This is a genomic window from Cupriavidus sp. GW823-FHT07A04, assembly GCF_058794615.1.
Genome location: NZ_JBXAHA010000001.1, coordinates 265343 through 285296, shown reverse-complemented (window position 1 = coordinate 285296; position 19954 = coordinate 265343). Strand labels below are relative to the sequence as shown.

The following is a 19954-nucleotide window of genomic DNA, read 5'->3' as shown; positions in this document are numbered from 1 at the left end:
CGGTCAGATCGGGATCAGATCTGCGGGTTGATCTTCTGCACGGCCTTGTCGTGCAGTTTATTCAGCGCGGCCAGGTAGGCCTTGGCCGAGGCGGCCACGATATCGGGATCGGTGCCCACGCCGTTGACGATGCGCCCGCCCTTGGACAACCGCACCGTGACTTCGCCCTGTGCCTGCGTGCCGGCAGTGATGGCATTGACCGAATACAGCACCAGCTCGGCGCCGCTGGCGACCTTGCCTTCGATGGCGTGGAGCGTGGCATCGACCGGGCCATTGCCCTCGCCTTCGCCCGTCACCTCATTGCCGTCCATATTGAACACCACGCGCGCATGCGGGCGCTCGCCGGTCTCGGAGTGCTGCGACAGCGAGATAAAGCGGAAGTGCTCGTTGACGTCGTGCGCCTCGTCGGAAACGATGGCCATGATGTCTTCGTCGAAGATCTCGGACTTCTGGTCGGCCAGTTCCTTGAAGCGGGTGAACGCGGCATTGACCTCACCCTCGCTCTCCAGCTCGATGCCGAGTTCCTGCAGGCGTTGCTTGAAGGCGTTGCGGCCCGAGAGCTTGCCCAGCACGATCTTGTTGGCGGTCCAGCCCACGTCTTCCGCGCGCATGATCTCGTAGGTATCGCGCGCCTTCAGCACGCCATCCTGGTGGATGCCCGAAGCATGTGCGAAGGCGTTGGCGCCCACCACGGCCTTGTTGGGCTGCACCACGAAGCCGGTGATCTGCGACACCAGCTTGGAAGCCGGCACGATCTGCGTGGTATCCACGCCGACGTCCATGTCGAAGTAGTCGCGGCGCGTCTTGACCGCCATCACGACTTCTTCCAGGCTGGTATTGCCGGCACGCTCACCGAGGCCGTTGATGGTGCACTCGACCTGGCGCGCACCGCCGAGCTTGACCGCCGCCAGCGAATTGGCCACGGCCATGCCGAGGTCGTTGTGGCAGTGCACGGACCAGATGGCCTTGTCGGAATTGGGGATGCGTTCGCGCACCGAGCGAATCAGGCCCGCGTAGCCTTCCGGCACGGCATAGCCCACCGTGTCCGGCAGGTTGATGGTGGTAGCGCCTTCCTTGATCACGCCTTCCAGCACGCGGCACAGGAAATCCATGTCCGAGCGGCTGCCATCTTCGGGCGAGAATTCGATATCGTCGGTGAACTGGCGCGCAAAGCGCACCGCCTGGATGGCTTGCTCGAAAACCTGGTCCGGCGTCATGCGCAGCTTCTTTTCCATATGCAGCGCCGAGGTGGCGATGAAGGTATGGATGCGGAAGGAGTTGGCCGGCTTGAGCGCCTCCGCGGCGCGGGCGATATCGCGATCGTTGGCGCGGGCCAGCGAGCAGATGGTCGAATCCTTGACGACCTGGGCGATGGAGCGGATCGCTTCGAAGTCGCCGTTGGAGCTGGCGGCAAAGCCCGCTTCGATCACGTCGACCTTCAGGCGCTCCAGCTGGCGCGCGATGCGGATCTTTTCCTCGCGGGTCATGGAGGCGCCGGGCGACTGTTCGCCGTCGCGCAAGGTGGTGTCGAAAATAATGAGTTTGTCGGACATGGTTGGGGCTCCTGGGCTGACTTTTGTATTTGGCGAATCGAGTGGATGCCTCGGCATTCGCCGTTCGTTTTGCTGTACTGCTGTGTTCGTGCTGAATGCAAAACGCCCCGGCGTGCAGTGATGCAGGCCGGGGCGTTTATAAATCCTGTGTGACTTTACGCGAGGGGCTTGGCTTCCCTCAGCGCGAACGCGTCCCGACCTGACGGCCTAGTAGGCCACCTAGAATGGTGCGGGCGAGTAGGGCTTGGCGCGAAATCATGTGAGCGACTATAGCCGAGAAGCCGGGTGTGTGCAATATGGATGCCTCAATCAGGCCAGCATCAGGCCGATAGCCGAAAAACGGGCCAGGGGGCGCCATGCCCCCTGGACGGAGGGCGTCAGGCCTTGGGCGGGATGCGCAGCTTCTGGCCGGGGTAGATCTTGTCCGGATTCGTCAACATCGGCTCGTTGGCCTCGAAAATCGCGGTGTACAGCGCGCCGTTGCCGTAGGCCGCCTGGGAGATCGCCCACAGGGTGTCGCCCTTGACCACGGTGTGCCAGGTCGATTCGGTGGAGTCGACATTGACCGACATCTTGTCGTCGACCTTGTCCACACCTTGCACATTGCCGCAGCACAGGATGATCTTCTCGCGGGTGGCCTGGTCCGGCGCCACGCCGAACACCGTCACCAGCCCCTGCGAGCCGTCCACCTGCACCATCAGCCCGGTGGCGTCGAGGTTCATCTGCTTGATGTAGCCTTCGATGGCATCGCCGGCGGCGCGGTTGGCCGCATCGGCATCGGCATCCGCCGCCGGCGCATCGGCCGGAGCCGCCGCGGGCGCGGCTTGCGCTGCGCTGCCGCCAAACAGTTTCTCTCCTGCTTCCTTGATGAAGTCGAGCATGCCCATGAGAACCTCCAGTGATAAGTGGACAACAAGGGGGACTACAGTACAACCGAGGCTACAGTGAACCACGGCAAACGCCGCGGCAATGCGACAGCCTGGAAAACAAATGTAAAAAAAGGCGCCGTAGCGCCTTTTTACCAACCTGCGATCAGGAACGATCGTTCCCGCCGTCCCGCACCTTGCGGATTTCGGCCGGCTTGCCGTGCAGCGCATGCCAGCCCCACAGCAGGTAGCCGGAGATGGCGTAGGCCACGAACAGGCCGAACAACGCCACCGGCGGATCCGTCGAGACCACCACGAACAAGACCAGCACCAGCACCATCATGCCGAAGGGCACGCGATAGCGCACGTCGAGCGCCTTGCCGCTATAGAACGGCGCATTGGAGACCATCGACAGCCCGGCGTACAGCGTGATGCCGAACGCCACCCACGGCATCCACAGGTCCTTGACCGGCAGCTTGTTGTCGATCACCAGCCAGACAAAGCCGGCCACCAGCGCCGCCGCCGCCGGGCTGGGCAGCCCCTGGAAGAAGCGCTTGTCGACCACGCCGATGTTGGCATTGAAGCGCGCCAGGCGCAGCGCGGCGCAGGTGCAATAGACAAAGGCGGCAATCCAGCCCCACTTGCCCAGGTCGTGCAGGATCCACTCATACATCACCAGCGCCGGCGCCACACCGAACGAGGTCATGTCCGACAACGAATCGTATTGCTCGCCAAACGCGCTCTGCGTATTGGTGATGCGTGCGACGCGCCCATCCATGCCGTCCAGCACCATCGCGGCGAAGATGGCGATGGCCGCGCTGTCAAAGCGCATGTTCATGGCCTGCACGATGGCAAAGAAGCCGGCGAACAGCGCCGCGGTGGTGAACGCGTTGGGCAGCAGGTAAATGCCGCGACGGCGCGGGCGCACGTACTCGATGTCGTGATCGTCCCCGGCCTCGTCGTCGAAATTGTCGGACTCGTTGCCACGCAGCTGGTTGTGGCGGAAAGGACGCAAGTTGGTCACGTTGCTATTGGTAACGCGCTTATTGCGTCGGTTGAAAGCACCCATGCCTGTTCTCCAGTGGGTCTGATCTGTTCCGGCGTCGCCGGATTAATCCAGCTCAGCCAGGATGGTCGACGAGGCCGACACCTTCTCGCCGATGGTCACGCGCGGGCGCGCATCCACCGGCAGGTAGACGTCGACGCGCGAGCCAAAGCGGATGAAGCCATAGCGCTGGCCGCGCGACAGCGTCTCGCCGACGCGGGTATAGCAGAGGATGCGGCGGGCCACCAGGCCGGCCACCTGTACCAAGGTCACCACCTTGCCGTCTGCGGCACGGCGGATGACCACGGCGTTGCGTTCGTTCTCGAGCGAAGCCTTGTCGAGGTCGGCGTTGACGAACTTGCCGGGGAAATACTCGACCTTCTCGACCTTGCCGTCCACGGACACCCGGTTGGAGTGTACGTTGAACACGTTCATGAAGACGCTGATCTTCAGCGCCTCGCGGCCCGCGTACGGGTCCATGGTCTTCTCGACCACCACGATGCGGCCATCGGCGGGCGCCAGGACGGCGTTCGGCTGGGTGGGAATGGACCGCGGCGGATCACGGAAAAACTGCAGCACGAACAGTGTAATGATCCACAGCGGCAAGGCCCACCAGAAGCCGGCGCTGACCTGCACCAGCAGCGAGATGACAAAGGCGCCAGCCAGGAACGGCCAGCCTTCACGGGCAATCAGCGGATGAGGATAGTTCATGCAATGCTTACTTGGTGGATAAAGTCTGACAAGGATAACAAAAAGCCGTTCAGTCCCCGCCTGAATAACCCCTCGATAGGGGGAAATGTGCGGATGACTGAACGGCTGCGGCCCGGGCCGTCAGTAGCGGCGGGCCGTCGGGCTGTAGTACAGCTTAGTTCTTCGACTGGTCGACCAGCTTGTTCTTTGCGATCCAGGGCATCATCGCGCGCAGCTTGGCACCCACTTCTTCGATCTGGTGCTCAGCGGTCAGGCGGCGGCGCGAGATCAGGGTCGGGGCGCCGGCCTTGTTCTCGAGCAGGAAGCTCTTGGCGTACTCGCCGGTCTGGATGTCGGTCAGGCATTGCTTCATGGCCTTCTTGGTCTCCTCGGTCACGACGCGCGGGCCGGTGACGTATTCGCCGTATTCGGCGTTGTTGGAGATCGAGTAGTTCATGTTGGCGATGCCGCCTTCATAGATCAGGTCGACGATCAGCTTGAGTTCGTGCAGGCATTCGAAGTAAGCCATTTCCGGCGCGTAGCCGGCTTCCACCAGCGTTTCGAAGCCAGCCTTGATCAGCTCGACGGTACCGCCGCACAGCACGGCTTGCTCGCCGAACAGGTCGGTTTCGGTTTCTTCGCGGAAGTTGGTTTCGATGATGCCGGCGCGGCCGCCGCCGTTGGCGGTAGCGTACGACAGGGCGATGTCACGGGCGGCGCCGGACTTGTCCTGGTGCACGGCGATCAGGTGGGGCACGCCGCCGCCTTGGGCGTAGGTCGAGCGCACGGTGTGGCCCGGCGCCTTCGGGGCGATCATGATGACGTCGAGGTCGGCGCGCGGGATCACGGCACCGTAGTGCACGTTGAAGCCGTGGGCGAAGGCCAGTGCGGCGCCTTGCTTGATGTTGTCGTGCACTTCGTTCTTGTACACGTCGGCGATCTGCTCGTCCGGCAGCAGGATCATGACCACGTCGGCGTCCTTGACGGCGTCAGCCACTTCCTTGACCTGCAGGCCGGCATTGACTGCCTTGTTCCACGATGCGCCGCTCTTGCGCAGGCCAACGGTGACCTTGACGCCGGAGTCGTTCAGGTTCTGCGCGTGGGCGTGGCCTTGCGAGCCGTAGCCGATGATGGTGACGTTCTTGCCCTTGATCAGGGAGAGGTCGGCGTCCTTGTCGTAAAACACTTTCATGATGGTTCCTTCAGTCTTTCGTTTTCGTGTGTCGGGTTGGCGGCCACCGCCCGGCTAATGCCGGCACCGGCGCCGCCCTTGGATACTGCAATCAGGCTCAGACCTTCAGGATGCGCTCGCCGCGGCCAATGCCCGAGCCGCCGGTACGGACGGTCTCGAGGATGGCGGCGCGGTCGATGGCGTCCAGGAAGGCATCCAGCTTGCCGCCGTTGCCGGTCAGCTCGATGGTGTAGGTCTTCTCGGTGACGTCGATGATGCGGCCGCGGAAGATGTCGGCGGTGCGCTTCATTTCCTCGCGCTCCTTGCCGACCGCGCGCACCTTGACCAGCATCAGCTCGCGCTCGATGTGCGCGCCCTCGGTCAGGTCCACCACCTTGACCACTTCCACCAGGCGGTTCAGGTGCTTGGTGATCTGCTCGATGATGTCGTCCGAACCGCTGGTGACGATCGTCATGCGCGACAGCGAGGCGTCTTCGGTGGGGGCCACCGTCAGCGTCTCGATGTTGTAGCCGCGCGCCGAGAACAGGCCCACCACGCGCGACAGCGCGCCCGGTTCATTTTCCAGCAGGACCGAAATGATATGTCGCATTACAGGTCCTCCGCGCCGAGCAGCATCTCGGAGATGCCCTTGCCGGCCTGGACCATCGGCCACACGTTTTCAGTCGGGTCGGTCTGGAAATCGAGGAACACGGTACGGTCTTTCAGGCGGAAGGCTTCGCGCAGGGCGGGCTCGACGTCAGCCGTCTTTTCGATGCGCATGCCGATATGGCCATAGGCCTCGGCCAGCTTGACGAAGTCGGGCAGCGCGTCCATGTAGGAATGCGAGTAGCGGTTGTCGTACTCGATTTCCTGCCACTGGCGCACCATGCCGAGGTAGCGGTTGTTGAGCGCGCAGATCTTCACCGGGGTGTCGTACTGCAGGCAGGTCGACAGTTCCTGGATGTTCATCTGGATCGAGCCTTCGCCGGTGATGGTCACCACTTCCTTCTCGGGGAAGGCTTTCTTGATGCCCATCGCGTACGGCAGGCCCACGCCCATCGTGCCCAGGCCACCGGAATTGATCCAGCGGCGCGGTTCGTTGAACTTGTAGAACTGCGCGGCCCACATCTGGTGCTGGCCCACGTCCGAGCAGACGAAGGCATCGCCGTGCGTCAGTTCCCAGATCTTTTCCACCACGTACTGCGGCTTGATGATCTCGGAGTTGCGGTCGTACTTGAGGCAGTCCACCGAACGCCATTGCTCGATCTGTTCCCACCACTTGGCCAGGGCCTCGCGCTTGGGCTTGACGTCGCTGGCCTGCAGCTGGGAGATCAGCTCCTGCAGCACATCCTTGACGTGGCCCACGATGGGAATGTCGACCTTGACCCGCTTCGAGATGGAAGACGGATCGATGTCGATATGGATGATCTTGCGCGGCTGCGAGGTGAAGTGCGCCGGATTGCCGATCACGCGATCGTCGAAACGCGCCCCGATGGCGATCAGCACGTCGCAGTTCTGCATGGCCATGTTGGCTTCATACGTGCCGTGCATGCCGAGCATGCCGACGAACTGCTTGCTGGTGCCGGGGAACGAGCCGAGGCCCATCAGCGTGTTGGTGACCGGATGGCCGGTCAGCGCGGCAAGCTGGCGCAGCTCTTCGCTGGCATTGGCCAGCACCACACCGCCACCTGCATAGATGAACGGCCGTTCGGCGCCCTGCAACAGCGCGAGCGCCTTGCGGATCTGGCCCGAATGGCCCTTGTTCACCGGGTTGTACGAGCGCATGTCGATCGACTTGGGATACTCGTACTTGCAGGAATTGCGCGAGACGTCCTTGGGAATATCGACGACAACGGGGCCGGGACGGCCGGTTGCGGCAATATAGAACGCCTTCTTGATGGTCGCGGCGAGATCGCGGACGTCCTTGACCAGGAAGTTGTGCTTGACGATGGGGCGGGTGATGCCGACCGTGTCGCATTCCTGGAAAGCGTCCTGGCCGATAGCGTGCGTCGGCACGTTACCGGTGATGATCACCATCGGGATCGAGTCCAGGTAGGCCGTGGCAATGCCCGTCACCGCATTGGTGACGCCGGGACCGGAGGTCACCAGGGCGCAGCCCACCTTGCCGGTCGCACGCGCATAGCCGTCTGCGGCATGAACCGCGGCCTGCTCGTGGCGCACCAGGATGTGCTCGATCTTCTTTTGCTTGTAAAACTCGTCGTAGATATACAGCACTGCGCCGCCAGGGTAGCCCCAGACGTACTCGACGCCTTCTTCGGCAAGTGCGTGAACGAGAATCTCCGCCCCGATCATTTCGGGTGCGGCGGATGAATTGCTGTCTGCGTGGAATTCCGCGCTGGGCATGTTCATTTTAGTCCTTTGCAATTTTCGGCAAAAAATTGTTCGGATGCTCTCTGCCGGGCTTGTGGCACGGGTTCAAGCGGTGCGCGTCTGCATGATAGACCGCCTCATAAGCGGCCGAATGAGACAACCACTGATGTCGTGTGAACCCGCGACGATACTGGATTGATTCGGGCTTGTCTACGGGCTTTTTTGCGCGAGGGGGCATCCCGCCATCCTTCAGACTCCCCCGCCACGCGCTGAGCCTGAATGACCACAAAAGAGAACAAGGATGGTCACCGGGGGGGTTATTTGCTAGCATCCCACCATTTTGGACGTGCAAGAAGCCCTACCCTGCACTTCCACCGGCCAAGGCCCCACCGTCTGTACCCCGCCTGCATGGCAACCGATCAGGAACTATCCGACTTTCTCGCCAGCGTCGAGCGGCGCGCCTTCAAACAGGCCGTGTTTGCGGTGCGCGACGACGAAGCCGCCCTGGACATCGTCCAGGACGCGATGATCAAGCTCGCCGAAAAATACGGCGACAAGAGCGCCGCAGAGCTCGCACCGCTGTTCCAGCGCATACTGCAGAACACAATTCACGACTGGTTCCGCCGCCAGAAAGTACGCAATACCTGGGTCACCCTGTTTTCCAACCTGCGCGACGATCGCGAAGGCGAGGATAATGACCTGCTCGACACTTTCGAGGCCGAAATCGGCTCCGAATCTGCGGAAAGCAGCGCCGACAAGGTGGAACGCGCCCAGACCATGCACATCATCGAACAGGAGATCCAGCGCCTGCCGACACGTCAACGCGAAGCCTTCCTGATGCGTTACTGGGAGGATATGGACGTCGCGGAAACGGCTGCCGTCATGGGATGCTCCGAAGGCAGCGTCAAGACGCACTGTTCCCGTGCCACGCACACACTGGCGCAGGCATTGCGAGCGCGGGGGGTCCGACTATGAGCACCAGAAACGAAAAAGAAATCAACGAACGCCGCCTGGCACACGATATCCGCACGGCACTCGATGCCTCTGCGAATGCGTTGCCGGACAATGTGACCGATCGGCTTGCCGCCGCGCGGCGGATTGCGCTGTCTCGCAAGAAAGCGCATGCCGCCGTCGCCGTGCCGCAGCTGGCCTCGGCTGGGATGCCCACGCTCTCTTTCGACGAGGACGACTCGGCACTCCACCGCGCAGGTTCCTGGCTGCGCCGCCTTGGGCTGGTATGGACGCTGGTGGCGCTGGCCGCCGGGCTGGCGGGCATCTACCACTGGCAGCAGCAAAAGCGCGTCGATGAGCTGGCGGATGTGGACGCAGCGATGCTGCTCGACGACCTCCCACCGACGGCATACGCGGATCAGGGCTTCCACGTGTTCCTCAAGCGCGGTCAGTAGGCATGGCCGGCGCTGACATCATCCCCGACGCACCGCGCCGGCGGCTGGCGGCCTTGCTGCTGGCCGGCCTGGCCGCCGCCGTCACGATCTGGTCCCTGGTTCCGGCCACTTGCCAGGCTCAGGGCGGCCACCCCGGTGGTGCACCCGCGGCCAGCATCGCCAATGCGCACCCGAACTGGAACGAGCTCAATGCCGTCCAGCAGCGCGTGCTCGCGCCGCTGGCAGGCGAGTGGAACAATTTCCCCGAGCTCAACCGGCGCAAATGGCTGCAGATCGCGGAACGATACGAGAAATTCTCGCCCGCGGAACAGGCGCGGCTTCAGACCCGCATGACCGAATGGGTCAAGATGACGCCTCAGCAGCGTCGCCTGGCGCGCGAAAACTACCAGATCACGCGTTCGCTGCCCGCCCAGAAGAAGGCCGAGGCCTGGAACAAGTACCAGCAACTGCCGGAAGAGCAAAAAAAGAACCTGGCGGCTGCCGAGAAAGTGCCGCGCCGCCCCGGCGCGGTCAGCGCCCTGCCCTCCGGCAAGCGCCTGCCAGCCGAGACCACGCGGCAGCTGCACCTGGAAAAGAAGGCACCCGCCGGCGCCACATCGGCCGCCGCGCGCGCCCGCCCGCCCGCTGCCGGCACGCCGGCGGCGGAGTCCCAAGCTGCCCTGCCAGGCACCGCTGCCGGCGCACCGGTGCCGACCGTGGACACGCCGCGCGAAGCGGCCACCGAGGCCACGGCCAGCAGCACCAGCGCTACCGCCACGCCCGACGAGCCGGTGCGCCGCTGAACCGCTACGCGGTTGTGCGGCCGGCTTGCACCCGCGCCCTCCCACGCAAGCTACCCGCCCCACCCGCGCTTTGGCATAATGCCGCTTGCGCCGGCCCGGCCGTGCTCGCTTGCAGCCTCGCTGCCCGGCCCTCGCTGCCCGGCCTTGCCCTCCTCCGGCCTGACGGCCCTACCGCCCTATCGCCATACCCGCCATGCCCGCCGTGACCACGCCCAAACCCAACGCCAAGCCGGCCGCATCGGGCGCGCCGGCCAGTCCCTCGCGCCCGGCCGATGCACCGACGATCCGCCGCCGCATCGCCTGCATGCTGTACGAAGGCGTATTGCTGTTCGGCGTGCTAAGCGCCTCGACGGGGGTCTATCTGCTGGCGCGCCCGGCGTTGCAACAGCTCGGGCTGGACGGCCCGTTCACGATGCAGTGCTGGAGCTTCCTGGTGCTGGGCTGCTACTTCGTCTGGTTCTGGCAGCGCAACGGACAGACGCTCGCCATGCAGACCTGGCGCATGCGGGTTGAGACGGCCGCGGGCGTGCCCCCGCGCTGGCCGCAGGCCGCGCTGCGCTACCTGCTGGCATGGCTCTGGCTGCCGCCTTCAGCGGCGCTCGGGCACGTGCTCGGCCTGGTCAAGGGCCCGTTCGTCGGCGTGCTGTGCGCTGGCCTGCTGGCTTGGGTCATGCTGGCCCTGCTCGACCCCAGGCGGCAGTTCCTGCATGACCGCCTGGCCCGCACCCGCCTGGCCGACCTGCGCCCGCCCATGCCATGAACCTGTCGGCTGCCGCCTTGCGCCGCATCGCGGTGGCATTGCAGGCCGCCGTGGCACTAGGCTGCGCTGCCGAACTCAACGCCCTGCATGGGTGGCCCCTCGCCATCGGCCTGCTAGCCGGCATTGGCGTGGTGCTGGCGATCTTTGGGCTGTCTGTTGCCAGCGCCTTTGTCTTTACCCTGTTCGGCCTGGGCGAGCCCGAGGCGACGCGCCCCCCCATCCCACCCGCCCTGCAGGCCTTGCGGCCAGCCCGGTTGACGCCATGGCAGGCGCTGGGCTGCTACCTGCGCGAATACGCCGCCGTGTTCCGGATGTTCAACTGGCTGCAGCCCTTCTGCTCGCACCGCCGCTTGCGCCCGGCCAAAGCCCCGGGCTCGTGCCCGCCGCTGCTGCTGGTGCACGGCTATGGCTGCAACCACGCCGTCTGGCTCGACATGCAGCCCGCCCTGGCGGCGGCCGGCTACCACTGCGAGGCGATCGATCTGGACCCGGTGTTTGGCGACATCGACCAATACGCCCTCGAAGTGCGCGCCGCCATCGCGCGTATCGCCGCCACCACCGGCCAGCCGCCGCTGCTGCTCTGCCATAGCATGGGCGGCCTGGCCGCGCGCGCCGCGCTGGCGGGCCGCGGCAAGCCGCCTCCCTGCCGCGGCATCGTCACGCTGGGCACACCGCATCACGGCTGCGTGCTGGCCCGCTACGGCAGGGGCTTCAATTCCCGCCAGATGCGCTGCGCCAGCGCCTGGCTGCGCGCGCTGGCAGCGCGCGAAACGTCACGCCAGCGCGCTGCCCTGGTGTCGATCTTCAGTTGGCATGATTCGATTGCCGGGCCGCTGGGGACCTCCTGGATGGAGGGCGCGCATCATGTGGCGCTCAGCGGCGTCGGGCATGTCAGCCTGCTGCGGCATCCGGTGGCCACGCAGGCTGTATTGCGGGCGCTGGCGCAGTTGTCAGCGGTGGCGCCAGCGGCCTGATGAGACGACGGCGGCAGCAACTGGAAGCCCCCGCCAGCCGCGCAAGCCACGCAATAGCCACGCAATAACCACCTCCCCCACAACAGTCATATGACGTTCATGTTTCCTTAACAGCTTCGTCACGCGCCACTGGCCCAATGCAGCCATCGTCGCTACCGAGGCCGCCATGGTTCAAGCTCTTCGTTCTGCCCGCGGACATCTGGCCAAGGCCACGCAACTGCTGCGCAGCCGCACCGCCGAGTCGCAATCCCTGCCGCGGCCCATGTCATTGCCTGCCGCGCTGGCCGCCTTCATGCCACCGGCCAGCGACTTGCAGCAACGGCCTCCCGGGCGTTGCGCCACCTCTCCGGCCAGCGTCCCGCCCCCTGAAGCCACCACCCAGCCCCCGCATCCGTCCCATCCCACCCGCCACTACCGCGCCATCTGGCTGTCCGACATCCACCTCGGCACGGCCGGCTGCCAGGCCGACTACCTGCTCGACTTCCTCAAGCACAATGAATCGGACCAGCTCTACCTGGTTGGCGACATCATCGATGGCTGGCAGTTGCGCCGCGGCTGGTACTGGCCGCAGAGCCACAACGATGTGGTGCAGAAGCTGCTGCGCAAGGCGCGCAAGGGCACCGAGGTAATCTACGTGCCGGGCAACCACGATGAGGTGGCGCGCCAGTTCGACGGCCTCGCGTTCGGCGATATCACGGTGCGCGAAGATGCCGTCCACGTCACCGCCGCGGGCAAGCGCCTGTGGGTGGTGCACGGCGACCTGTTCGACGGCGTGGTGCAGCACGCGCGCTGGCTGGCTTACCTGGGCGACTCGCTCTACACCCTGATCCTGGCCATCAACCGGCACTTCAACCGCATCCGCGCGCGCCTGGGCTTTCCCTACTGGTCGCTGTCGCAATACCTGAAGCACCAGGTCAAGAACGCGGTCAACTACATCAATTCGTTCGAGCAGGCGATGGTGGATGAGGCGCGCCGGCGCGGCTGCGATGGCGTGATCTGCGGCCATATCCACAAGGCCGAGATCCGCGAGGTCGACGGCCAGCTCTACTGCAACGACGGCGACTGGGTGGAGAGCCTCTCCGCCTTGGTGGAGACGCAGGACGGCGAATTGCAGATCGTCTACTGGACCACCCTGCTCGATGCGCCGGCCACGGCCGGGCGCCGCGCCGTCGCCACAGCCTGACGAGACTTGAGCGCGGCACCCGCCCCACACGCCGCCATCCGTACAACGGTATGGCCGTGGCCTCGCCGAGGCCGGCCACCCACGCGGCCTGGCCGCAAGGAGCAGCTATGAAGATCCTGATCGTCACCGATGCCTGGGAGCCGCAGGTCAACGGCGTGGTGCGCACGCTCAAGTCCACCCGCCGCGAGCTGATCGCAATGGGGCACACGGTGGAGCTGATCACGCCGCAGGAATTCACCACCATTCCCTGCCCGACCTATCCGGAGATCGCGCTGTCCCTGTTCGCCGGCGCCAAGGTCCGCGCGCGCATCCGCGCCTTCGCGCCGGACGCGCTGCATATCGCCACGGAAGGCCCGCTCGGGCTGGCTGCGCGCCGCTATGCAATCCGCGAGCAGTTGCCGTTTACCACCGCCTACCACACGCGCTTTCCGGAGTACGTGCAGGCGCGCTTCGGCATTCCGCTTGCCTGGACCTACCGCTTCCTGCGCTGGTTCCACGGCCCGGCGCGCGCCGTGATGGCGCCGACACCGGTGGTGCTGCAAGACCTGCATCAGTTTGGCATCACCCACGGCGTGCTGTGGACCCGCGGCGTCGACCTCGATGTCTTCACCACCCAGCAGGCTAACGTGCTCAACACAGCGCACCCGATCTTTCTCTACGTAGGGCGTGTCGCCGTGGAAAAAAACGTGGAGGCCTTCCTCGCGCTGGACCTGCCCGGCTCCAAGTGGGTGGTGGGCGACGGCCCGGCGCTGGCGTCGCTGCGCGCGCGCTATCCGGCGGCCAACTACCTGGGCGTACTGACCCAGCCGGAGCTGGCCAAGGTGTATGCTTCGGCCGACGTCTTCGTATTCCCCAGCCGCACCGATACGTTCGGGCTGGTGCTGCTCGAAGCCCTGGCCAGCGGGCTGCCGGTGGCGGCCTATCCGGTAACCGGGCCAATCGATGTGCTCGGCCACAGCGACGCCGGGGTGATGCACGAAGATTTGCGTGAAGCTTGCCTGGAAGCGCTGCGCATTGACCGCGCCACCGCTCGCGCCCATGCCGAACGGTTCTCGTGGCGCGCCGCCTCCGAGCAGTTCCTGACTCACCTGCAGCCGCTGCCGGCCGTACGCGCGACCCCCAACGGCACGAACGGCACCACTGCCCGCCCCTTCTCCGAACATGCCGACTCCGCATCGCCCACCGTCCGAACCGCACCGCCCGCCGGCGCCACAGACCGTCACGTCAGCCCCGGCACCGCACCCGGACTCGCCGAACAGCGACTACACGATTGAGCAAAACCCCCACAAGGGCAACCGCGGCCTGGCGCGGGCCTGGCATGCCGGCATCAACTCGGTGTCCGGCCTGCGCTACGCGGTGCTGGAAGAAAGCGCGTTTCGCCAGGAGCTGACGCTGGTGGTGATCCTCACGCCCTGCGCGTTGCTGCTGCCGGTCGGCATTGTCGAGCGCATCCTGCTGCTGGGCACCCTGCTGCTGGTGCTGATCGTGGAATTGCTCAACTCCAGCGTGGAAGCCGCGGTCGACCGGATCTCGCTGGAGCGGCACAGCCTGTCCAAGCGCGCCAAGGACTTCGGCAGCGCAGCGGTCATGCTGGCGCTGGTGCTATGCGGCGGCACCTGGCTGGCCATTGCCGGGCCGATCGCGATGGACTGGCTGCGCGCGCTGGCGGCCTGACAGGCTAGCGGCGCAAGCACGGCGCAGGCCCGGCACGGCGGCGCGCGGACGGGGCTAAAGGCGCTTGCGGCATTGCGGCAAACGGCGATTGCTTATAATCGCCTTCAACTTACCGAATTGCCGCTCGCCCGGTCGCCTATGGAACCCAAACAGCAAGCCGGTCCCCGCCGCACCCGGGACCGCATCCTGGACGTCTCGCTCCGCCTGTTCAACGAGGTGGGCGAGCCCAACGTCACCACCACCACCATTGCGGAAGCCATGGAGATCAGCCCCGGCAATCTCTACTATCATTTCCGCAACAAGGACGACATCATCAGCTCCATCTTCGTGCTGTTCGAGCAGGAGATGGAGCGCCGCTTGAAGTTGCCCGACGATCACAAGGCCACGCTGGACGAAAGCTGGGGCTACCTGCAGTACATGGCGGAGTTCCTGTGGAACTACCGCTTCCTGTACCGCGACATCAACGACCTGCTGGCGCGCAACCGCATGCTTGAGACCAATTTCAAGCGCATCGTCGAGCAGAAGAAGCGCTTTGCGATGGAGATCTGCCGGCAGTTCCAGGAAGACGGCGAGATGGAGGCCACGCCCGAGCAGGTCGAGGCCATCTGCACCAATATCGTGGTGATCGCCACCTACTGGCTGTCGTTCCAGTTCGTGCAGCATCCGCGCCAGTACAACGACCCCGAGCTGATCCGCGGCTACCTGCACGGCGCCAGCTACCATATCTTCTCGATCCTGGCCCCTTACCTGCGCGGCAAGGCCCGCCAGGCGTTCGACAAGCAAGCCCAGGAATACGCCGCCGCCAAGGCGGCGCAAACAGAAAAGGAAAAAAAGTGAAGTCCGTTTGCATCTATTGCGGCTCCAGCCCCGGCAATCGCCCCGAGTACGCCGCCGCGGCGCGTGCCATGGGCAAGACCCTGGCCGAGCGCGGCCTTGCGCTGGTGTACGGCGGGGGCAAGGTCGGGCTGATGGGCACCGTGGCCGACGCCGTGCTGGCCAACGGCGGCACCGCCATCGGCATCATTCCCGATGCGCTGATGCAAAAGGAAGTCGGCCATCGCGGCCTGACCGAGCTGCACGTGGTGCGCAACATGCACGAGCGCAAGCAGATGATGGCCGATCGCGCCGATGCATTCATCGCCATGCCGGGCGGCGTCGGCACCTTCGAGGAACTGTTCGAGACCTTCACCTGGCTGCAGCTGGGCTATCACGCCAAGCCGGTGGGACTGCTCAATGTGGAAGGCTTCTACGACAGCATGCTGGGCTTCATGCAGCACGCCGTGGACGAAGGCTTCCTGAAGCAGGTCCACAACGACCTGCTGCATGTGGCGCCTACGCCCGAAGGCATCCTCGACAAGCTCGCCAACGCGCCGCGCTTGCTGGTGGACAAGTGGCAGGAGAAGCGCGAGCAGACCTGATGGTGCTCCACGCGCCCCGAGGCCCGAGGCCCGGATGCCGAGGGCCAGCCACATCGGCTTGCGCCCCAGCCCCGCCACCACACCGCCACCACCCCGCGATAGCGGCTGCGCTACGCGGGGCCCGCTCAGAACGACGAGCCGGGTTCCCGCAGGAAGGCGCTCTCCTGCACCGTATCCCTGCGCCCCAGCATGGCGTTGCGATGCGGGAAGCGCCCGAAACGCTCGATCACCGCGCGGTGCTTGAGCGCCCAGTCCACCACGTCCACCTTGCCCTGGCTTTGGTCGCGCAGCGCCGTCATCAACTGCACGGCCGTGTCCTGGTCGGCAAGCGCTTCGGAATGCTCGAACGGCATGTAGCAGAACATGCGGTGGAATGCCGTGGGCAGCAGACGATCAGCGCCGCTCGCCACCATCTGCCGGGCTGTTGCCAGCGCCTGCGCATCGGAGGCGAAGCTGCGCGGGTCGTCGCGAAAGACGTTGCGCGGCACCTGGTCGAGCAGCACGATGCGTGCGCAAGCGGATTCGGGGCTTTGCGCCCAGCCCGCATTCGCGCCCGCGTGCGTGGCTTCCCACAGTGGCAGGAAGGCAGCATGGACCGTGGCGTCGAAGTCAGCGGACTTGGTGAACCATACCGAGCGTGTTGTGTTCCATGCCGGCGAGCCAGGCGCGCCGAACCAGAAATCGAGCACGCGCCGGGCGTCGGCAGGCAGGTCCGTGGCGGGGTTGGGATGCGTGTCAGCCATGGTGTCGGGATCCGTGGCAGGTCGGGTGGCCTTGGCCATCAACGCGGCACATTGCGCATCCAGTCGGCGGTGCCGAAAAAGGCCTGCATCAGGCGCAGCTGCAGGTCTTCGGGCAGGCCGACGTCCTGCATGGCCAGCGCCATGCAGCGCATCCACTGGTCGCGCTCGCTGGTGCCGATCTCGAACGGCATGTGGCGCGCGCGCAGGCGCGGGTGGCCAAAGCGCTCGATGAAGTGGTTGGGGCCGCCCAGCCAGCCGCACAGGAACCAGAACAGCTTGTCGCGCGAGCCGTCGAGCGAGGCGGGATGCAGCGCGCGCAGCCCCTTGAACTCGTCCTCCAGATCCATCAGGTCGTAAAAACGGTCGACCAGTTCGCGCACGCGCGCCTCGCCGCCGATCAACTCATAGGCGGTGACTTCGGGGGCGGCATCGGATGCCGTGGATGCCGCATCTTCAGGCTTGGAATCGGTACTCATAAACACTCAGGGATGGTTCGGGCTTCAGTGGTTCAGGCTTCAGGTATCACGCATCACGCAGCGTAGCCAGCGCGGGCTGCCGCAGCACCTCGCGCAAACCCAGCCAGCCGCCCGCGAAAGCGCACAGCATGCCAGAAAGCACACCGGCCGGCACGATCCAGCCATTGAAGCGGTAGGGGAAATCGAACACGAACTGAGACAAGCCCCAGCCCACCGCGATCGCGCCCAGGCTGGCCAGCAGGCCCGCCAGCCCGCCCACCACCAGGAATTCCGCGTACTGGGTCTGCCGCACCAGCGCGGCGGATGCGCCCAGCGCCTTGAGCAGCCCGGCATCGCGCTTGCGCTCGTCGCGCGCGCCGGACAGCGCCGCATAGAGCACGGTGACGCCGGCTGCGAGCGTGAACACGAACAGGAACTCGACGGCGGCGATGACCTGGTCGAGCACGTCCTGGATCTGGCGCAGGATCATGTCGGTGTTGACCACCGTGATGTTCGGGAAGGCCGCCACCATGCGGTTGCCCAGCGCGGCTTGCGCGGGCGGCAGGTGGAAGGCGGTGATATAGGTCTGTGGCAAGCCTTGCATGGCAGAGGGCGGCAGGATGACGAAGAAATTGACCCGCATCGAGCCCCAGTCCAGCTTGCGCAGCGAGGTGACCGGCGCCTCCACCGACTGCCCCGCCACATCGAAGCGCAAGGTGTCCCCGAGCCGGATCCCCAGCGTCTTGGCGATGCCCTCCTCCACCGAGGCCCCGGCCCCGCCCTTCCCGGCGCCGAGCCAGTTGCCCGCCACCACGCGGTTGCCGGCCGGCAGCGCGTCGGTATAGGACAGGTTGAACTCGCGCTCGACCAGGTTGCGGGCGCGGCCATCGGCAAAGCGCTCGGCGCGTACCTGCTGGCCGGCGATATGCGTCAGGCGGCCGCGCACCATCGGGTACAGCAGGTCGGCGATGCCGGCGTGCTGCAGCATGCCGGCAAGCGGCGCGCGCTGGTCCGGCTGGATATTGATGACGAAGCGGTTGGGCGCGTCCGCCGGCGTGGCGTTGCGCCAGGAGGCGATCAGGTCGTTGCGGGTCATGCCGAGCAGCAGCAGCGCCATCAGGCCCACCGCCAGCGCCACCGTCTGCAGCACCGTCACGCCGCGGCGGCGCTCCAGCACCGCCAGCGCAAAGCGCCAGCCCACGCTGCCGCGCGCCAGGCGCCGGCCACGCATCAGCCGCGACAGCAGGCTCAGCAGGCCCAGGGCCAGCAGCGCGAACACGACGCCGGCGGCGACAAAGCCGCCCGCGGTGGTCAGCCCCAGCTTGAGATCACGCGCGGCCACCAGCAGCAGCGCCACGAAGGCGCCCAGGCCGAGCCCGTAGGCGATCCAGGTCGAGACCGGCGGCGCGCCGACGTCACGCCGCAGCACGCGCAGCGGCGGCACCCGGGTCAGCGCCAGCAGCGGCGGCAAGGCAAAGCCCGCCAGCAGGACGACACCCGCCAGCACACCAACCACGGCCGGCAGGACGGAAGGCTGCGGCAGCGTCACAGTCAGCAGGTTACCCAGCGAGAGCAGCAGGCCATAGTGCGCCAGGTAGCCGAGCGCCACGCCGGCCACGGCGCCGCCCACGCCCAGCAGCAGGAACTCCAGCCCGAAAGCCAGCAGGATCTCGCGGCGCGACAGGCCCATGCACTTGTAGACCGCGCAGGCATCGGTGTGGCGCTGCATATAGCGGCGCGCCGACATGGCGATGGCCACCGCGGCAATCATCGACGACAGCACCGCCACCAGCGACAGGAAACGCTCGGCGCGGTCCAGCGTGGCGCGCATCTGCGGCTGGCCGGATTCCAGCGACTCGACCCGGGTGTTGCGCAGCGCGCGCTTGTCGATCTCGGCCTCAGCCCACTTCTGGTAGGCCTGCGCGGCGGCATCGGGGCCGGCCACCAGCAGGCGGTAGGAGACCCGGCTGCCCCAGCCCACCAGCCCCGTGGCGGCCAGGTCAGACAGCGGCAACATCACGCGCGGCGCGAAATTCATGAAACCAGCGCCGCGATCCAGTTCCTGCGTGAGGATGCGGTCGATGCGAAAGGCGCGGCTGCCCAGCTGGATGGTGTCGCCCATGGCAACGCCGAGCGAGTCCAGCAAGGCCTCGTCCACCCAGACGGTGCCCTCGGCGGGAATGCCGGTGGCGGCGGCTTCCGGCGCCCCGGGCCCGGCCGCCACCTTGAGCTGCCCGCGCAGCGGATAGCCGGGGGCGACCGCCTTGAGCGCAGCCAGTTGCGAAGGGGCATCGGCCTGAGCCCCGCTAGCCGCCCCTTGCCCTTGCGTCGTGGCGGCCTTGCCCGGCACGCGCGCGCTCGCCATGCTCGGAAAGGTGACCGTCTGCGTGGTAGCCAGGCCCGCTTGCGCGGCGTGGCTGGCGAAGACGGCATCGAACGGCTGGTCGGACACGATCACCACATCGGAGGCGATCATCTGGCGCGCGTCGCGCTCCAGCCCCAGGCGCATGCGGTCGGCCAGAAAGCCCACGCTGCTGAGCGCCGCCACGGCCAGCACCAGCGCGAACAGCAACAGGCTCAGCTCGCCGGCGCGCCAATCGCGCCGCGCCATGCGCAACGCCTGGCGCCAGGGCGAGAAGCGCGTCGGGCGGGCGCCGCACGATGCCGCGACGGTAGTGGTTGCCGCGCTGGCTGCGGCTGCGGTGGCGGCTGCGGGAACGTGCTGGGAGGCGGGTTCTGAAGACATTGATCTCTTATCTCTAATCTCTAATCTCTTGTCCGTGCACATGCATGGTGGCGGCCAGCCGGGCCAGCCGCAGGCCAGGATTGGCGCGACGACAGGACACCAGCGGGAGGATCCCGGCGCGCATCCGCCGGACCAGGGCCAGATTATGGCCGGATTG

20 protein-coding genes are annotated in these 19954 nt (G+C 66.0%); 10 read left to right on the top strand and 10 right to left on the bottom strand.

The window, feature by feature from the left end:
- Nucleotides 1–14: 14 nt before the first annotated feature.
- The 7 genes from AC1Q7Q_RS01295 to AC1Q7Q_RS01265 all read right to left on the bottom strand — a co-directional run bounded on the left by AC1Q7Q_RS01295 (nt 15) and on the right by AC1Q7Q_RS01265 (nt 7695).
- Nucleotides 15–1553 (bottom strand): 2-isopropylmalate synthase, encoded by a 1539-nt coding sequence (locus AC1Q7Q_RS01295; RefSeq protein WP_150983739.1) that lies wholly within the window; start codon nt 1551–1553, stop codon nt 15–17.
- A gap of 377 nt (nt 1554–1930) precedes the next feature.
- Nucleotides 1931–2440: a peptidoglycan-binding protein LysM gene (lysM, locus tag AC1Q7Q_RS01290; protein ID WP_492375508.1), complete on the bottom strand. Its 510-nt coding sequence runs from the start codon at nt 2438–2440 to the stop codon at nt 1931–1933.
- Between the two features lie 145 nt (nt 2441–2585).
- A complete protein-coding gene (pssA, locus tag AC1Q7Q_RS01285; RefSeq protein WP_492375509.1) occupies nt 2586–3488 on the bottom strand; it encodes a CDP-diacylglycerol--serine O-phosphatidyltransferase in 903 nt (300 codons plus the stop codon).
- Nucleotides 3489–3530: 42 nt separating this feature from the next.
- Nucleotides 3531–4175: a phosphatidylserine decarboxylase gene (locus AC1Q7Q_RS01280; protein ID WP_174426505.1), complete on the bottom strand. Its 645-nt coding sequence runs from the start codon at nt 4173–4175 to the stop codon at nt 3531–3533.
- Between the two features lie 154 nt (nt 4176–4329).
- Nucleotides 4330–5346 carry a ketol-acid reductoisomerase gene (ilvC, locus tag AC1Q7Q_RS01275; protein ID WP_043344720.1) on the bottom strand — a complete coding sequence of 339 codons (1017 nt, stop codon included), beginning with the start codon at nt 5344–5346 and terminating at the stop codon, nt 4330–4332.
- A gap of 97 nt (nt 5347–5443) precedes the next feature.
- The gene (gene ilvN / locus AC1Q7Q_RS01270) at nt 5444–5935 is read right to left on the bottom strand and encodes an acetolactate synthase small subunit (protein WP_006156850.1); all 492 of its coding nucleotides are present in this window, start codon (nt 5933–5935) and stop codon (nt 5444–5446) included.
- Nucleotides 5935–7695 carry an acetolactate synthase 3 catalytic subunit gene (locus tag AC1Q7Q_RS01265; RefSeq protein ID WP_043344716.1) on the bottom strand — a complete coding sequence of 587 codons (1761 nt, stop codon included), beginning with the start codon at nt 7693–7695 and terminating at the stop codon, nt 5935–5937. Before AC1Q7Q_RS01265 ends, ilvN begins: the two co-directional genes overlap by 1 nt.
- Nucleotides 7696–8064: 369 nt before the next feature.
- Here AC1Q7Q_RS01265 and AC1Q7Q_RS01260 point away from each other — a divergent pair, with 369 nt between their 5' ends.
- The 10 genes from AC1Q7Q_RS01260 to AC1Q7Q_RS01215 all read left to right on the top strand — a co-directional run bounded on the left by AC1Q7Q_RS01260 (nt 8065) and on the right by AC1Q7Q_RS01215 (nt 15853).
- Nucleotides 8065–8631, top strand: a complete 567-nt coding sequence (locus AC1Q7Q_RS01260; protein WP_006156852.1) for an RNA polymerase sigma factor — start codon at nt 8065–8067, stop codon at nt 8629–8631.
- On the top strand, nt 8628–9062 hold the full coding sequence (locus tag AC1Q7Q_RS01255; protein ID WP_441640624.1) for a DUF3619 family protein: 435 nt from the start codon (nt 8628–8630) through the stop codon (nt 9060–9062). The genes AC1Q7Q_RS01260 and AC1Q7Q_RS01255 overlap by 4 nt, the downstream gene beginning before the upstream one ends.
- Before the next feature lie 2 nt (nt 9063–9064).
- Nucleotides 9065–9844, top strand: a complete 780-nt coding sequence (locus AC1Q7Q_RS01250; protein ID WP_492375510.1) for a DUF3106 domain-containing protein — start codon at nt 9065–9067, stop codon at nt 9842–9844.
- Between the two features lie 193 nt (nt 9845–10037).
- Nucleotides 10038–10604, top strand: coding sequence for an RDD family protein (locus tag AC1Q7Q_RS01245; protein WP_492376852.1), 567 nt, complete (start codon nt 10038–10040; stop codon nt 10602–10604).
- Nucleotides 10601–11578: an esterase/lipase family protein gene (locus tag AC1Q7Q_RS01240; RefSeq protein ID WP_492387120.1), complete on the top strand. Its 978-nt coding sequence runs from the start codon at nt 10601–10603 to the stop codon at nt 11576–11578. Before AC1Q7Q_RS01245 ends, AC1Q7Q_RS01240 begins: the two co-directional genes overlap by 4 nt.
- 166 nt (nt 11579–11744) lie before the next feature.
- Nucleotides 11745–12761, top strand: a complete 1017-nt coding sequence (locus AC1Q7Q_RS01235; protein WP_492387119.1) for a metallophosphoesterase — start codon at nt 11745–11747, stop codon at nt 12759–12761.
- A gap of 107 nt (nt 12762–12868) precedes the next feature.
- The gene (locus AC1Q7Q_RS01230) at nt 12869–14035 is read left to right on the top strand and encodes a glycosyltransferase family 4 protein (RefSeq protein ID WP_492376649.1); all 1167 of its coding nucleotides are present in this window, start codon (nt 12869–12871) and stop codon (nt 14033–14035) included.
- Nucleotides 13923–14435, top strand: a complete 513-nt coding sequence (locus AC1Q7Q_RS01225) for a diacylglycerol kinase (protein ID WP_492376648.1) — start codon at nt 13923–13925, stop codon at nt 14433–14435. Before AC1Q7Q_RS01230 ends, AC1Q7Q_RS01225 begins: the two co-directional genes overlap by 113 nt.
- Nucleotides 14436–14573: 138 nt before the next feature.
- Complete coding sequence (locus AC1Q7Q_RS01220; RefSeq protein WP_492376647.1) at nt 14574–15272, top strand: TetR/AcrR family transcriptional regulator; 699 nt, start codon at nt 14574–14576, stop codon at nt 15270–15272.
- Nucleotides 15269–15853 (top strand): LOG family protein, encoded by a 585-nt coding sequence (locus AC1Q7Q_RS01215; protein ID WP_150983726.1) that lies wholly within the window; start codon nt 15269–15271, stop codon nt 15851–15853. The genes AC1Q7Q_RS01220 and AC1Q7Q_RS01215 overlap by 4 nt, the downstream gene beginning before the upstream one ends.
- A 125-nt stretch (nt 15854–15978) precedes the next feature.
- Here AC1Q7Q_RS01215 and AC1Q7Q_RS01210 read toward each other — a convergent pair whose 3' ends face one another.
- Genes AC1Q7Q_RS01210 through AC1Q7Q_RS01200 form a run of 3 tightly spaced genes read right to left on the bottom strand, consistent with a single transcriptional unit; the run spans nt 15979 to nt 19797 of the window.
- A complete protein-coding gene (locus AC1Q7Q_RS01210; protein WP_492376646.1) occupies nt 15979–16596 on the bottom strand; it encodes a DUF924 family protein in 618 nt (205 codons plus the stop codon).
- 38 nt (nt 16597–16634) lie between these two features.
- Nucleotides 16635–17072: a group II truncated hemoglobin gene (locus AC1Q7Q_RS01205; protein WP_492376645.1), complete on the bottom strand. Its 438-nt coding sequence runs from the start codon at nt 17070–17072 to the stop codon at nt 16635–16637.
- 46 nt (nt 17073–17118) lie between these two features.
- Entirely contained in the window at nt 17119–19797 is a 2679-nt protein-coding gene (locus AC1Q7Q_RS01200; protein WP_492376644.1) for an ABC transporter permease, read from the bottom strand.
- Nucleotides 19798–19954: the final 157 nt, after the last annotated feature.

Excerpts from the sequence above, each read along its gene's own strand:
- AC1Q7Q_RS01295 (WP_150983739.1), bottom strand. The coding sequence starts at position 1,553 with ATGTCCGACAAACTCATTATTTTCGACACCACCTTGCGCGACGGCGAA.
- pssA (WP_492375509.1), bottom strand. The coding sequence starts at position 3,488 with ATGGGTGCTTTCAACCGACGCAATAAGCGCGTTACCAATAGCAACGTG.
- AC1Q7Q_RS01200 (WP_492376644.1), bottom strand. The coding sequence starts at position 19,797 with ATGTCTTCAGAACCCGCCTCCCAGCACGTTCCCGCAGCCGCCACCGCA.
- ilvN (WP_006156850.1), bottom strand. The coding sequence starts at position 5,935 with ATGCGACATATCATTTCGGTCCTGCTGGAAAATGAACCGGGCGCGCTG.
- AC1Q7Q_RS01235 (WP_492387119.1), top strand. The coding sequence starts at position 11,745 with ATGGTTCAAGCTCTTCGTTCTGCCCGCGGACATCTGGCCAAGGCCACG.
- AC1Q7Q_RS01210 (WP_492376646.1), bottom strand. The coding sequence starts at position 16,596 with ATGGCTGACACGCATCCCAACCCCGCCACGGACCTGCCTGCCGACGCC.
- AC1Q7Q_RS01220 (WP_492376647.1), top strand. The coding sequence starts at position 14,574 with ATGGAACCCAAACAGCAAGCCGGTCCCCGCCGCACCCGGGACCGCATC.
- AC1Q7Q_RS01265 (WP_043344716.1), bottom strand. The coding sequence starts at position 7,695 with ATGAACATGCCCAGCGCGGAATTCCACGCAGACAGCAATTCATCCGCC.
- ilvC (WP_043344720.1), bottom strand. The coding sequence starts at position 5,346 with ATGAAAGTGTTTTACGACAAGGACGCCGACCTCTCCCTGATCAAGGGC.
- AC1Q7Q_RS01280 (WP_174426505.1), bottom strand. The coding sequence starts at position 4,175 with ATGAACTATCCTCATCCGCTGATTGCCCGTGAAGGCTGGCCGTTCCTG.
- AC1Q7Q_RS01250 (WP_492375510.1), top strand. The coding sequence starts at position 9,065 with ATGGCCGGCGCTGACATCATCCCCGACGCACCGCGCCGGCGGCTGGCG.
- AC1Q7Q_RS01255 (WP_441640624.1), top strand. The coding sequence starts at position 8,628 with ATGAGCACCAGAAACGAAAAAGAAATCAACGAACGCCGCCTGGCACAC.
- lysM (WP_492375508.1), bottom strand. The coding sequence starts at position 2,440 with ATGGGCATGCTCGACTTCATCAAGGAAGCAGGAGAGAAACTGTTTGGC.
- AC1Q7Q_RS01230 (WP_492376649.1), top strand. The coding sequence starts at position 12,869 with ATGAAGATCCTGATCGTCACCGATGCCTGGGAGCCGCAGGTCAACGGC.
- AC1Q7Q_RS01245 (WP_492376852.1), top strand. The coding sequence starts at position 10,038 with ATGCCCGCCGTGACCACGCCCAAACCCAACGCCAAGCCGGCCGCATCG.
- AC1Q7Q_RS01260 (WP_006156852.1), top strand. The coding sequence starts at position 8,065 with ATGGCAACCGATCAGGAACTATCCGACTTTCTCGCCAGCGTCGAGCGG.
- AC1Q7Q_RS01205 (WP_492376645.1), bottom strand. The coding sequence starts at position 17,072 with ATGAGTACCGATTCCAAGCCTGAAGATGCGGCATCCACGGCATCCGAT.
- AC1Q7Q_RS01225 (WP_492376648.1), top strand. The coding sequence starts at position 13,923 with ATGCCGACTCCGCATCGCCCACCGTCCGAACCGCACCGCCCGCCGGCG.
- AC1Q7Q_RS01240 (WP_492387120.1), top strand. The coding sequence starts at position 10,601 with ATGAACCTGTCGGCTGCCGCCTTGCGCCGCATCGCGGTGGCATTGCAG.